Below are 13,388 nucleotides of genomic sequence, written 5' to 3'. Positions count from 1 at the left end.
TGAGTAATGGCGATTCATGACAAGGACTGTTGCTGAATCAGCAACAGTTATGACCTGCTCCATCCATCTTCCTGATAACCCGCCATCCACACGGTGCATGCCCGCGCGCAGACCCAGGCCAGAGCGCCCGGTAATCCTTTCGAGCGACAACACGAATCCCTCCTTGGTGCGCTTATCCCTCCTGATGGTCGGCAGTAGGGTGGGGCCTTCTGTCACTCATCGGGGAAGACGCATGACAAGAACAACAATGCGCGCCATCTTCAGGCCACAGGCGCTGGCCGCTGCGGTTGCGTTGGGTTGCTGTGCGCAGGCACAGGCTGTTTCATTCAACATTGGCGAGATCGAAGGGCAATTCGATTCCTCACTGTCGGTGGGCGCAAGTTGGGGCATGCGCGATGCGGACAAAAAACTGGTGGGCACCGTCAATGGCGGTAGCGGCCAGGCTTCCACCGGGGATGACGGGCGCCTGAATTTCAAGAAGGGCGAAACCTTCTCGAAAATTTTCAAAGGTTTGCACGACCTTGAATTGAAGTACGGCGACACGGGCGTGTTTGTCCGTGGCAAATACTGGTACGACTTCGAACTCAAGGACGAAGATCGCGAGTTCAAGCAGATCAGCGACCACAACCGCAAGGAAGGCGCCAAGTCCAGCGGTGCGCAGATCCTCGATGCCTTCGTTTATCACAACTACTCACTGGGCAATCTGCCGGGCACCGTGCGTGCGGGTAAACAGGTGGTGAGTTGGGGGGAAAGTACCTTCATCGGCAACTCCATCAACAGCATCAACCCGATTGACGTGTCTGCCTTTCGTAGACCGGGTGCCGAGATCAAGGAAGGGCTGATCCCGGTCAACATGCTGTTCGCTTCACAAAGCCTGACCAACCAACTGACCGTAGAAGGGTTCTACCAGTTGGAATGGGACCAGACGGTACTGGATAACTGCGGCACGTTTTTTGGCAGCGATGTGGCGGCGGATGGTTGCACCAACAACTACACCGTGGGTAACCCTGCGATCGCGCCGCTGCAACCGGTGGCCGCAGCGTTCGGCCAAGGATTTGGCGCGACCAATGAAGGCGTGATTGTACGTCGCGCCGGCGACCGCGATGCGCGGGATTCCGGCCAGTTCGGTACGGCCTTGCGTTGGCTGGGGGACGACACGGAGTACGGCCTGTACTTCATGAACTACCACAGCCGTTCGCCGAACGTGGGCACCATCACCAACAATACCAACTTGGCGACACTCGGCGCGATCTCCGGCACCGCCAACGCCATAGCGCCTGGCTCTGGTGCGGGCCTGGTGCAGAGCCTGATGCTCGGCCGCGGCCAGTACTACCTCGACTACCCGGAAGATATTCGCCTGTTCGGCGCCAGTTTCTCCACCACCTTGCCCACCGGCACGGCGTGGACCGGAGAGATCAGCTACCGTCCAAATGCCCCGGTGCAACTCAACACCACCGACCTGACCCTGGCCCTGATCAATCCTGTCGCTGGCCAGCTCGCCTCACCTATCCGCAGCAACTTCGGTTCTGACAACAAAGGCTACCGCCGCAAGGAAATCACCCAGATCCAAAGCAGCATGACCCAGTTCTTCGACCAAGTGCTGGGCGCTGAACGCCTGACGCTGGTGGGCGAAGCGGCCATCGTGCACGTCGGCGGCCTGGAGGATAAATCCAAGCTGCGTTACGGCCGCGACTCGGTGTACGGCGCTTATGGTTTCCAAGGCGACACCGATGGTTTTGTCACGTCCACCTCCTGGGGTTATCGCGCGCGGGCGATCCTTGACTACAACAACGTGATCGCCGGGATCAACCTCAAGCCGAACCTGTCCTGGTCCCACGACGTTGCCGGCTACGGCCCCAACGGCCTGTTCAACAAAGGCGCCAAGGCGATCAGTGCAGGGGTCGATGCGGACTACCGCAACACCTACACCGCCAGCCTCAGCTACACCGACTTCTTTGGTGGCGACTACAACACCCTGACCGACCGTGACTTCCTCGCCCTCAGCTTCGGCGTGAACTTCTGATTTGGCTTAAAGAAGGACAAGACTCTATGTGTAAGATAATTGCGGTAATGGCCCTCAGCCTGTTGGCCGCCAACGTGATGGCGGCGGTGTCGCCGGAAGAGGCGGCCAAGCTGGGCACCACCCTGACCCCGGTGGGCGCCGAAAAAGCCGGCAACGCCGATGGCTCGATCCCGGCCTGGACTGGCGGTATTCCCAAAAACGCCGGTGCGGTGGACAGCAAGGGCTTCCTCGCCGACCCGTTCGCCAGTGAAAAACCGTTGTTCGTGATCACCGCCGCCACTGTCGACAAATATAAAGACAAGCTGTCTGACGGCCAGGTAGCGATGTTCAAGCGCTATCCCGAGACCTATAAAATTCCCGTGTATCCAAGCCACCGCACGGTCAACCTGCCGCCGGACATCTACGAGTCGATCAAGCGCAGCGCGCTGAACGTCAAGGCCATCAACGACGGTAATGGCCTGGAAAATTTCACCGGCAACCGCTACTACGCGTTCCCGATTCCCAAGAATGGCGTGGAGGTGCTGTGGAACCACATCACCCGTTACCACGGTGGCAACCTGCGCCGCATCATCATCCAGGCCACCCCGCAGACCAACGGCGGTTACACGCCGATCCGCTTCGAAGAAGAAGTGGCGGTGCCGCAAGCGATCCCGGACATGGACCAGGCCAAGGCCGCCAACGTACTGAGCTTTTTCAAGCAATCGGTGACGGCGCCGGCGCGGCTGGCGGGCAACGTGCTATTGGTGCACGAAACCCTCGACCAGGTGAAGGAGCCGCGCCTGGCCTGGATCTACAACGCTGGCCAGCGCCGCGTGCGTCGCGCGCCGCAGGTGTCGTATGACGGTCCGGGTACTGCATCCGATGGGCTGCGCACCACGGATAACTTCGATATGTTCTCCGGCGCGCCTGACCGTTATGACTGGAAGCTGGTGGGCAAGAAGGAGATGTACATCCCCTACAACAGCTACAAGCTGGACCAGCCGACGCTCAAGTACGACGACATCATCAAGGCCGGCCACATCAATCAGGACCTGACCCGCTATGAGCTGCACCGCGTGTGGGAAGTGGTTGGCACGGTCAAGCCGAGCGAGCGGCACATCTACGCCAAGCGCCACATGTACATCGATGAAGACAGCTGGCAGGTGGCATTGGTGGATCACTACGACGGCCGTGGCCAACTGTGGCGGGTTGCCGAGGGGCATGCGCAGTTCTACTACAACCACCAGGTGCCGGCCTACACGGTGGAGACGCTGTACGACATCATCGCTGGGCGCTACATCGCCCTGGGGATGAAGAACGAGGAGAAGAGCAGTTTTGTGTTTGGGTTCAAAGCCAAGGCTGCGGATTACACACCGGCGGCGTTGAGGACTGAAGGCGTTCGCTGATGTTGGTGTGAAAATGCAATCCAACTGTGGGAGCGGGCTTGCTCGCGAATGCGGAGTATCAGTCACCGAATTCTTAGGCTGATCCACCGCATTCGCGAGCAAGCCCGCGCCCACATTGGGTTTTGTGCATGTCTTACAATCATTGTGCTGAATCTTTCTTCAACAACCGCCGACCACAGGACTAGGGTAGTCGCCACGTTGCATAACAATAAAAACGCAGGATGCAGCAATGACCGCCATGACACGCTGCCTGGACCGTCCTGGATTCATGCCTCGGCTGTCCGGCCACCATCTGCTGCGCCCGCGCTTGGCGGGCCCTTTGCTGGTGGCTTCGGCGCGGGTGAAGCTGTTGTGCGCGCCGGGTGGCAGTGGCAAGAGTGCGTTGCTCGCCGAGTGCGCATTGCAGGCACCCAAGGATTGCCAAGTGTATTGGTTGCCGCTCAATGGTGTTGCCCTCAGCCCTCTTGATCTGTGCCTGCGCCTGGCGCAAAGCCTCGGCTTGCCATTCACCGATGAAGCCACGCTGCTGCTGGACCTTGGCCGCTGGCACACCTCGGCGTGGGTGTTCCTCGATGACTTCTGCCGCTTGCCCGCGCCCGACACCGACGCCTTGCTCGACCGCCTGCTCACTGCCAGCAGCCCGGCGTTGAGCTGGTGGCTTGGGGCGCGGCGCCGGCCGGCGTGCAACTGGCCGCGGCTGTTGCTCGACGATGAGTTGCTGGAGTGTGGCGCCGAGTTGGCGTTTGATGCTGAGGAAATCAAGCAACTGCTCAGCCATGCGCCAGGGCAGTCCGTCGACCGTGTGTTGCAGTTCAGCGCCGGCTGGTGCGCCGGTGTGCGCATCGCGCTGCTCGGCGATGGTCACCCGGACAAAACCTTGCTCGACTACTTGCAACACGAGCTGTTCAGTACCTTGCCGACCGAGCTGGCTGAAGCCTGGCGCGTACTGGCCCATCTGCCGCGTTTCAATACGGGGTTGTGCGAGCACCTGTTCGGCGTTGGCGACGGTGTCCAATACCTGCGGGGCTTGCAGGCCCTCGGTGCGTTTATCCAGCCTTGGGAAGACACGGGCTGGCAACAGGTTTTCCCGCCGCTGGCACAGCTGATGCGTGATGAGCCCTGGCCGGCCAAGCGCTCCTGGCACCGGCGCGCCTGCCAATGGTTCACCGCCGAACAGGACTGGCAGGCAGCATTTGAACAAGCCTTGCTGGCCGAAGAATATGAAGCCGCGGTGAGCTTGCTGAAGTACTTCAGTTTCGAGGACCTGTTCCGCCAGCAGAACGCGGTGTTGCTGTTGCGTCTGCATGAACAGCATGGCGATGAATTGATGCTCGGCTCGGCGCAACTGGTCGGGCTGGTGACGGCGGCATTGCTGTTCGCCGGGCGTTTTGACCAGGCCGCGCAATGCATCGACCAGCTTGCGCGGTTCGCCCCGCAACCGACGGCGGCGCAACAACGCTATCTGCTGGCGCGCTGGCAGGCGCAATGGGGCTGGCTGCTGCATTTGGGCGGCGATGCCGAGCGCTCTCGCGAACATTTCCTTGAGGCACTGCAAGCCTTGCCCGACAGTGCCTGGACGTCGCGGCTGATGTGCCTGTCGGGCCTGACCCAGCAAGCCTTGCTGCGTGGCGAGTTGGACGTGGCCCAGAGCCTGAGCCGTGAGGCGTTGTGCCTGGCCCGGGCCCACGGTTCGTTGCTGCTCGAGGCCTTGCTCGAACTGGATCACGCGCAATTACTGGAGCAGCGCGGCGCGCCGTATCGGGCGCAAAGCCTGCTGGAAAATGTGCAGGCGATGTTGCTCGAACAGCGGCTCAAGGCCGGGCCCTTGGTTGGGCGCATTGCCCTGCGGCGCGGGCATCTGGCGTTGCGCCAGGGGCAAGACAGCCTGGCCGCCGAATGCTTCGAAACAGGCTTGAAGGTGTGCCTGCACAGCCAGGACAAGCGCGTGCTCTACGGGTTTCTCGGCTTGGCGCTGATGGCAGCCAATCGTGGCGATTACGCCCAAGCCTTTGACCAACTGCGCGAAGCCGAACGGCTGATGCAACAACGCCAGGTGCCCGACAGGGTGTATCGCGCGGTGCTGCTGTTGGTCAGCGGGCATTTCTGGTTGCAACAGGGGCGCGCTGACCTGACGGTGGAAGCGGTGCGCCGCGTACTGCGACACTTCCGGGGGCCCCAGGCCAAACAGGCGCCGCCGGCCACCCTGGAACTGATCCCGCGCCTGGAATACCTGCTGGTGCTGGCGGAGGTGAAACTGGGCTGTGCCGAGCACCCCGTAGCACGGCTTACGGCCTTGCTGGGCAGCGCCCACCAACGCGGCATGCTCTGTCTGGAAACCGAGCTGTACCTGGTGCTCGGCGAAGTGGCCTGGCAGGTCGGCGACGCCTCCCTGGCGCGCCGTTCGCTGCAAACCGGGTTGGAGCTGGCGGAGCGTTGCCAGGTGCAGCAGGCTATTCGCGAGCTGCGGCTGCGCTCGCCGGGGGTGTTGAGCGAGCTGGGCATGGAGCCCCAAGCCTCAACGTCAGGCGCGGTCGAGAACCCACTCAGCCAGCGCGAGCTGGAAGTGCTGCAGTTGATCGCCCTGGGTAACTCCAACCTGGAAATCGCCGACCGCCTGTTTATCTCCCTGCACACCGTCAAGACCCACGCGCGGCGCATCCACAGCAAACTCGGCGTGGAGCGGCGTACGCAAGCGGTGGCCAAGGCCAAGACACTGGGGTTGATGATCTAGCTGCAGAACGCCTGGCGATACTCGCCGGGTGTGGCGCCCATGGCCTGGCGAAAGCGATGGGTGAAGTGGCTGGCGCTGGAGAAACCGCACATCAAGGCGATCTCGCCCAGGGGCAGGGCGCCGCTGCGCAGCAGGGCCTGGGCACGGGTCAATCGCCGCGCCAACAAATATTGATGGGGCGGCAGGCCGAACGTCTGGCGGAACATCCTCGCGAAATGGTACTCCGACAGCGCACACATCCCGGCCAATTGACCCAGGCTGATCGGGTCTTCCAGGTATTGGTCGATGTAGTCGACCAACAGTCGTCGCTGGTACGCCGCCAACCCGCCTTTCAGACGGAGCCCTTCGCGCGCGCCCACCTGGCTGAGCAGGGTGTGGCTGAGCATTTCATGGGCCAGGCTGCTGGTCAGCAAGCGCTCTGCGGGTTCGTGCCAGTTCAGCGCGATCAATTGATGAAAGCGCCGGGCCTGGCTGGCGTCTTCCAGGAAGGTGCTTTCGCGCAGGTGCAAGGTGCGGGGCTCGCGGTCGAGCAGGGTGATGCAGCCCAAGGCAAACTGCTCCGGGCTGAAATACACGTGGGCCAGGCGAATCTCGCCGTTGATCACCCATGCCGACTGATGCTCGGCGGGCAGGATGCACAGCTTGTCGGGCCCGCCCTTGGTGCCCGGCTGGTCACGCCGAAAGGTGCCGGTGCCGCCGCCGATGTAGCACGACAGCGTGTGATGGCTCGGCGCTTGATAATCCTGCGAGTCGTGGTGGTTGCTCCACAAAGCCGCAGACAAGCCGTCACCGAGCTCGGCGCAGGCCTCAAGGCGTGCGTTGGGCGAGCGATTAAGGGCTTGAAAGACTTGCAGGGATTCCAGATCAGGCATGGTGAGTACTCTCCGACGCTTTGCATCCTACTCCCCGCGGTTGGCGCTGTGATCCCGTCGCCCAACAAAAGCGCAAGATTGTGCAAGAGCGCGCCACGGAGGGAGGGCCAGACTGTGGCTCAACCGATGGAGCCCGCTATGAACCTTTCCCTGTATTTACTCACCGTGCTGATTTGGGGCACCACCTGGATCGCCCTCAAGTGGCAGCTGGGCGTGGTGGCAATCCCTGTGTCCATCGTTTATCGCTTTGGCTTGGCGGCGCTGGTGTTGTTTGCGCTGTTGTTGCTCAGCCGCACGTTGCAGGTGATGAACAGGCGTGGGCACTTGATCTGCCTGGCCCAAGGGCTGTGCCTGTTCTGCGTCAACTTCATGTGCTTTCTTACGGCCAGCCAGTGGATTCCCAGTGGGTTGGTGGCGGTGGTGTTCTCCACGGCTACGCTGTGGAACGCGCTGAATGCCCGGGTGTTTTTCGGCCAGCGGGTGGCGCGTAATGTGTTGATGGGCGGCGGCCTTGGCTTGCTGGGACTGGGCTTGCTGTTCTGGCCGGAACTGGTGGGGCATACCGCCAGCCCGCAGACCTGGCTCGGCTTGGGGTTGGCGTTGCTCGGGACGATGTGTTTCTCGGCGGGCAATATGTTGTCGAGCCTGCAGCAGAAGGCCGGGCTCAGGCCGCTGACCACCAATGCCTGGGGCATGGCGTATGGTTCGGCGATGTTGGCAACGTATTGCGTGGTGCGCGGGATTCCGTTCGAGATGGACTGGAGCGCGCGGTATGTCGGCGCGTTGTGGTACCTGGTGATTCCGGGGTCGGTGATTGGGTTTACGGCTTATCTGACGTTGGTGGGTCGGATGGGGCCGGAGCGTGCGGCGTATTGCACGGTGTTGTTTCCGGTGGTGGCGCTGAATGTGTCGACGTTTGTTGAGGGGTATCAGTGGACTGCACCGGCGTTGGTGGGGTTGGTGCTGGTGATGGTGGGGAATGTGTTGGTGTTTCGGAAGGTGAAGCGTGTGAACCCTGTCTTCAAGGCACAACAAACCTAAATGTGGGAGCGAGTTGTTTGGGCTATTTGAGGCCTAGGCGCTTGGCCATTCGGCCTAGGTTGGCGCGGTCCAGGCCGAGTTCGCGGGCGGCGCTGGCCCAGTTGTGCTGGTGGCGTTCCAGGCAGGCGCTGATGATTTGGCGCTGGTAGTGCTCTGTGGCCTGGCGCAGGTCGCCGGTGACGGCGGTCACCATGTCAGTCTGTTCTTCGATCAGCGGCGCGCTGACATCGGGCAGGTCGAGGTCCCGGGCACTCAAGCTTAAAATCCTCGGACGTTCGCGACAGTTCCCCAAGGCTTTCAGCGCGCTGCGTCCGATCAAATGTTCCAGCTCTCGCACGTTGCCCGGCCAGTTATAGGCCAGCATCGCCGCCTGGGCATCGCTGGTCAGGCGCAAGCTGCCCAGGCCCATGCGTGAGCGGTTCTGTTCGAGGAAGTAGCCGGCCAGCAGCAGCACATCGCGCCCGCGTTCGCGCAGCGCCGGTACTTGCAGGGGGTACACGCTGAGTCGGTGGTAAAAGTCGGCGCGGTAGCGGCCGTTGCGCACCTCAAAGGCCAGGTCGCGGTTGGTGGCGGCGATCAGGCGCACGTCCACTTGGTGTTCCTTGTCCGAGCCCAGCCGCTGCAACTGGCCGCTTTGCAGTACCCGCAGCAGCTTGGCTTGCACCGTCAGTGACAGTTCGCCCACTTCATCCAGGAACAACGTACCGCCATTGGCCAGCTCGAATTTGCCGCGGCGCTCATTCAACGCACCGGTGAAGGCGCCGCGCACATGGCCGAACAGCTCGCTTTCCACCAGGGTTTCCGGCAGGGCGGCGCAATTGAGGCTGATCAGCGGTTTGTCCGCGCGTGTTGATGCGGCGTGGATGGCGTGGGCTACCAGTTCCTTGCCCACTCCGGTTTCGCCAGTGATCAGTACGGTCAGGTCGCTGCCACCGACCCATTTGGTCTCCTCGACCAGGCGCTTGTGGCTTTTACTTTGGCCGATCATTTCCTTGTGCTGCTGGCCGCTGGCCTGGCGGTAAATCTCGGCACGCTGGTGTTCGTCTTCGGCGCGCAAGGCCAGGCGCTCGATGCGCTCGGCTACGTTGACGGTGGCGGCGGCGAGGCTGGCGAAGGCTTGCAGGGCATCGAGCTCCACGCGTTCGAAGCGCTCGGTGTCGAGGGCATCCAGGGTCAGCAGGCCCCAGGGCTGGTCGTCGACGAACAGCGGGCAGCCCATGCAGTCGTGTACTTCCAGGTGTCCATGCAGGCCATCCACCAAGCCGTCATAGGGGTCGGGCAATTCGCTGTCACTGTCAAAGCGCGTGGGGCCGGGGCTGCTCAGCAGCACGGCAAAGCGCGGATGCTCACTGACCTTGAAGCGTCGACCCAAGGTGTCGTCGCTCAAGCCATCGACGGCCAGTGGCACCAGCCATTCGCCTTCCAGGCGCAACAACGCGGCGGCATCGCAAGGGAGCAGGGCGCGCATCGCTTGCAGCAGGCGGCGGTAACGCTCGCCTTCAGGCAGTTCGCGAGACAGGTCGGCGACCAGAGGCAGCAGGGTGGTGAGCAATGAGTGCGCAGTCATAAAGACTCCTTGTAGTCCTTATGACTATAAGGTGTAGGAGGTCATACTGACTACATGTAATTTAAGTGGTTGAAAAATAACGATTAATAAGTTGGCACGAATACTGAGTAATTCAGGGTAATCAGTGAAGAAGCCCAGGAGGCTCCCATGCTTAGCGCCCAAGACCGTGCCATCGTCAAATCTACCGTGCCCCTGCTGGAAAGCGGCGGCGAAGCGTTGATCACCCATTTCTACCGCATGATGCTCTCCGAGTACCCAGAGGTTCGTCCGCTGTTCAATCAGGCGCACCAGGCCAGCGGCGACCAGCCCCGCGCTCTGGCCAAGGGTGTGTTGATGTACGCGCGGCATATCGACCAGTTGGATCAACTGGGTGATTTGGTGGCCAAGATCATCAACAAGCACGTCGCCCTGCAGATCCTGCCGGAGCATTACCCGATCGTCGGTGCCTGCCTGCTGCGGGCGATTTCCGAAGTGCTGGGCAGCCAGATCGCGACCCCCGAAGTGATGAGTGCCTGGGGCGCGGCGTACGGCCAGCTGGCGGATATCCTGATCGGTGCTGAGGCGGCGATCTATGAAGAGAAAGCCCAGGCACCCGGTGGCTGGCGTGGTGCGCGGCCGTTCCTGCTGGTCAAGCGGGTGGAGGAGAGCGACGAGATCATCTCCTTCTACTTTGCCCCGGTGGACAACGGCCCGATCCTCAATGCCGCGCCGGGCCAGTACATCGGCATGAAACTGGTACTGGATGGCGAGGAAGTGCGCCGCAACTATTCCCTGTCGGCCCTGACTGACGTGGGCCTGTACCGTATCAGCGTCAAGCGCGAAGCCGGCGGGCGGGTGTCCAACTACCTGCATGACCAGTTGCACGTCGGCGCGACCATCGACCTGTTCCCGCCGTCGGGTGCGTTCACCCTGGCGGCCAGCGATAAACCGCTGGTGCTGATCAGCGGCGGGGTCGGCATCACGCCCACCTTGCCGATGCTCGAAGCCGCCCTGGCCACCGAGCGTCCGGTGCATTTCATTCACTGCGCGCGCAATGGCGGCGTGCATGCATTCCGTGACTGGGTGGATGCCCTGGCCGCCAAGCACCCGCAGCTCAAGCGCTTCTATTGCTACGCCGAAGACGATGGTGTGAGCCCGGTGGCGGACAAGGTCGGACTGCTCAGCCAGGAACAACTGGCCGCCTGGTTGCCCGAGCAGCGCGATGTGGATGCGTACTTCCTCGGCCCCAAAGGCTTCATGGCCGCGATCAAGCGCCACCTCAAAGCCTTGGGTGTCCCCGAAAAACAAAGCCGCTACGAATTCTTCGGCCCGGCTGCCACCTTGGAATAACCCCTTCGGGGTAGTTGCAAGCTTTAAGCTGCAAGCGACAAGTAAAAGCCGGATCGAAGCCCGCTCTCACTTGAAGCTTGAAGCTTGCCACTTGTCGTTACCCCCACCATTAATCCCCCGTTAACCCCTCTCTGTTTAAACCACTCCCTGTGTGTAAACTTGCGGCCATTGGCATAACCAAACAAAGGGAACCGGAAATGAGTGACGAATTGCGTTTAGGCAGGGAGCGGCGCTTTCTGGTGTTGCTGGGGATCATCTGCCTGGCGCTGATCGGCGGTGCGCTCTACATGCAGGTGGTGCTTGGCGAGGCGCCATGCCCGCTGTGCATTCTGCAACGCTATGCTTTATTGCTGATCGCGATCTTCGCGTTCATCGGCGCGGCCATGCGCACCAAAGGGGCGCTCACCTTTTTCGAAGGGCTGGTGATCCTCTGCGCCCTCGGTGGTGTGGCCGCAGCCGGTCACCATGTGTACACCCAGTTCTATCCACAGGTCAGCTGCGGCATTGATGTGCTGCAACCGATTGTCGATGACCTGCCCCTGGCCAAGGTGTTCCCCCTGGGCTTCCAGGTCGATGGCTTCTGCAGCACTCCGTATCCGCCTGTGCTGGGCCTGTCCCTGGCGCAGTGGGCGCTGGTCGCGTTTGTGCTGACCGTGATCCTGGTGCCGTTGGGCATTTACCGGAATCGCCAGCGCAAAGCCTGAGCCCATCCTTGAAACACCCCGGTCCTTCTTGAGGGAGGGCCGGGGTGTTTATTGCTTGTGGGATTTGTGAGCGGAGCGTGACGCAGGACAATGGCGAGTGCGCGCAGCATGCGACATGTTGTCACACGGAAGCGGCCGCAGGACGTTTCTGACCCGCCAAACGGTCGCTTAAATTTGCATCATGCGGCCAAGATGTGCTGTCACTTCGTGGCTCTGACAGTGGCGTTCACCTCACGCCGCTCCCGCGATTTCGTGATGTCTGAATGCCTTGTTTTATGGGGGCTTGCATCGGTTTTGCGTGCCCTTACAGACCGTAAGGACTGCCGCATATCGCCCTATAACACAGCATTTTTTGTGGTTTTTGTGAAGAATCGAACACGGTAAGATCGCGAACCTTTGCAATAAAGGTGAAGGATTATTGCTGTAATCGATAAAAATTATTTCTTTATCAGACATGGTTTATACATCGCTAGCTAACTACAATCGCCCGCACTGAATGTCCGGTGCTGTTCAATCTTTGAGCACTGGAGCGGTCGAGGGGCAGATGGATGGCTCTGTGCGACCCCAAGGTTCCGGCAGCCTTTCAACTACCCGCACCAAATGGAATTGGTCTGTAACAAGGCCTTTAGCCACGAAGTCGAATAAGAACTCACCGCAGGTCCGTGAAACGTAGATTTATGGCGTGACGGGCAGGCTCTTATTCAATCGAAGAGAAATGCCAACCCTTGGCAGGGTGAAGTGTTGGCGATCAAAACCCAACTGCATTGCGCAAGCTGCTTTAGAGGTCGTGAGATGAGTAAAAACAGGTACCCCCGATTACTAGGCTTTTTGCCGCTGCTTGGCATGATGTTAATGCTGGGAGGCTGTAAGTGGACCTTGATGGACCCAAAAGGACAGATCGGTCTGGATCAACGAAACCTGATCATCACCGCCACCCTGCTGATGCTGCTGGTCGTGGTCCCTGTGATCATCATGACCTTCGCCTTCGCCTGGAAATACCGCGCGTCGAACACCAGCGCGACCTACGCGCCGAAGTGGTCGCACTCCACTAAGATCGAAATCGCGGTGTGGCTGGTTCCGATCCTCATCATCATCGCCCTGGGTTACATCACCTATAAGTCGACCCACGAGCTGGACCCGTACCGTCCGCTGGAATCCGACGTCAAGCCGATCAATATCGAAGTGGTTGCGCTGGACTGGAAGTGGCTGTTCATCTACCCGGACCTGGGTATCGCCACTGTCAACGAGATCCAGTTCCCGGAGAACACTCCGCTTAATTTCCGGATTACCTCAGACGCCGTGATGAACTCGTTCTTCATCCCAGCCCTGGGCGGTCAGATCTACGCGATGGCAGGCATGCAGACCCGACTGCACCTGATCGCCAACGAAAAAGCTGAAATGGAAGGCATCTCCGCTAACTACAGCGGCGCTGGCTTCACCGGCATGAAATTCAAAGCGATCTCGACGAGCCAGGAAGATTTCAACGCCTGGGTCGCCAAAGTCAAGGCCGCACCTAAACAGCTTGATCAAGCTGAATACGATGCCCTGACCAAACCAAGCCAGAACAACCCAGTCGCGCTGTATTCCGCGTTTGAGCCGAACCTGTTTCAGAAAATCGTCGACAAGTACGAAGGTATGAAGCCAGGCAAGCCGGTCAAGCACGAGAAGAAAGAAGTGGCCGCGGTTGAAGGTTCTGACGCGGGCTCGCATTCAACTGCTGGGGCAGAGGAGTAAAC

Annotated in this window: 9 protein-coding genes; 7 read left to right on the top strand and 2 right to left on the bottom strand. The window is 60.7% G+C overall.

What is annotated here, in order from left to right; all coding sequences use genetic code 11:
* Positions 1-232 precede the first annotated feature (232 nt).
* The 3 genes from AACY36_RS06465 (at position 233) to AACY36_RS06455 (ending at position 6,139) form a co-directional block, all read left to right on the top strand.
* On the top strand, positions 233-2,023 hold the full coding sequence (locus AACY36_RS06465; protein ID WP_339456613.1) for a DUF1302 domain-containing protein: 1,791 nt from the start codon (positions 233-235) through the stop codon (positions 2,021-2,023).
* 26 nt (positions 2,024-2,049) lie between these two features.
* Positions 2,050-3,408, top strand: a complete 1,359-nt coding sequence (locus AACY36_RS06460; protein ID WP_339420682.1) for a DUF1329 domain-containing protein — start codon at positions 2,050-2,052, stop codon at positions 3,406-3,408.
* Between the two features lie 229 nt (positions 3,409-3,637).
* The gene (locus tag AACY36_RS06455) at positions 3,638-6,139 is read left to right on the top strand and encodes a helix-turn-helix transcriptional regulator (protein ID WP_339496830.1); all 2,502 of its coding nucleotides are present in this window, start codon (positions 3,638-3,640) and stop codon (positions 6,137-6,139) included.
* Here AACY36_RS06455 and AACY36_RS06450 read toward each other — a convergent pair.
* The gene (locus AACY36_RS06450; RefSeq protein ID WP_339420680.1) at positions 6,136-7,011 is read right to left on the bottom strand and encodes a helix-turn-helix transcriptional regulator; all 876 of its coding nucleotides are present in this window, start codon (positions 7,009-7,011) and stop codon (positions 6,136-6,138) included. The genes AACY36_RS06455 and AACY36_RS06450 overlap by 4 nt on opposite strands.
* Positions 7,012-7,149: 138 nt before the next feature.
* On the opposite strand from AACY36_RS06450, the gene AACY36_RS06445 reads away from it, so the two are divergent.
* Positions 7,150-8,052, top strand: a complete 903-nt coding sequence (locus AACY36_RS06445; RefSeq protein WP_339420679.1) for a DMT family transporter — start codon at positions 7,150-7,152, stop codon at positions 8,050-8,052.
* 22 nt (positions 8,053-8,074) lie between these two features.
* On the opposite strand, the gene norR is transcribed toward AACY36_RS06445, so the two are convergent.
* Entirely contained in the window at positions 8,075-9,619 is a 1,545-nt protein-coding gene (norR, locus tag AACY36_RS06440; protein WP_339420678.1) for a nitric oxide reductase transcriptional regulator NorR, read from the bottom strand.
* A 147-nt stretch (positions 9,620-9,766) separates the two neighbouring features.
* Between norR and hmpA the strand changes: the two genes are divergently transcribed.
* The 3 genes from hmpA (at position 9,767) to cyoA (ending at position 13,386) form a co-directional block, all read left to right on the top strand.
* Positions 9,767-10,948 carry an NO-inducible flavohemoprotein gene (gene hmpA / locus AACY36_RS06435; protein ID WP_339420677.1) on the top strand — a complete coding sequence of 394 codons (1,182 nt, stop codon included), beginning with the start codon at positions 9,767-9,769 and terminating at the stop codon, positions 10,946-10,948.
* Positions 10,949-11,145: 197 nt separating this feature from the next.
* Positions 11,146-11,652, top strand: coding sequence for a disulfide bond formation protein B (locus AACY36_RS06430; RefSeq protein ID WP_339420676.1), 507 nt, complete (start codon positions 11,146-11,148; stop codon positions 11,650-11,652).
* A gap of 792 nt (positions 11,653-12,444) precedes the next feature.
* Positions 12,445-13,386, top strand: coding sequence for a ubiquinol oxidase subunit II (gene cyoA, locus AACY36_RS06420; protein ID WP_049711590.1), 942 nt, complete (start codon positions 12,445-12,447; stop codon positions 13,384-13,386).
* Positions 13,387-13,388: the final 2 nt, after the last annotated feature.

Source organism: Pseudomonas sp. EA_15y_Pfl1_P101, assembly GCF_963970835.1.
GTDB lineage: Bacteria > Pseudomonadota > Gammaproteobacteria > Pseudomonadales > Pseudomonadaceae > Aquipseudomonas > Aquipseudomonas tritici.
This window is presented reverse-complemented; position numbering and strand designations above follow the sequence as displayed.

What these genes read in the sequence shown, in the direction of transcription:
- hmpA (WP_339420677.1), top strand. Translation starts at nt 9,767, where the DNA reads ATGCTTAGCGCCCAAGACCGTGCCATCGTCAAATCTACCGTGCCCCTG.
- AACY36_RS06445 (WP_339420679.1), top strand. Translation starts at nt 7,150, where the DNA reads ATGAACCTTTCCCTGTATTTACTCACCGTGCTGATTTGGGGCACCACC.
- norR (WP_339420678.1), bottom strand. Translation starts at nt 9,619, where the DNA reads ATGACTGCGCACTCATTGCTCACCACCCTGCTGCCTCTGGTCGCCGAC.
- AACY36_RS06465 (WP_339456613.1), top strand. Translation starts at nt 233, where the DNA reads ATGACAAGAACAACAATGCGCGCCATCTTCAGGCCACAGGCGCTGGCC.
- AACY36_RS06430 (WP_339420676.1), top strand. Translation starts at nt 11,146, where the DNA reads ATGAGTGACGAATTGCGTTTAGGCAGGGAGCGGCGCTTTCTGGTGTTG.
- AACY36_RS06455 (WP_339496830.1), top strand. Translation starts at nt 3,638, where the DNA reads ATGACCGCCATGACACGCTGCCTGGACCGTCCTGGATTCATGCCTCGG.
- cyoA (WP_049711590.1), top strand. Translation starts at nt 12,445, where the DNA reads ATGAGTAAAAACAGGTACCCCCGATTACTAGGCTTTTTGCCGCTGCTT.
- AACY36_RS06450 (WP_339420680.1), bottom strand. Translation starts at nt 7,011, where the DNA reads ATGCCTGATCTGGAATCCCTGCAAGTCTTTCAAGCCCTTAATCGCTCG.
- AACY36_RS06460 (WP_339420682.1), top strand. Translation starts at nt 2,050, where the DNA reads ATGTGTAAGATAATTGCGGTAATGGCCCTCAGCCTGTTGGCCGCCAAC.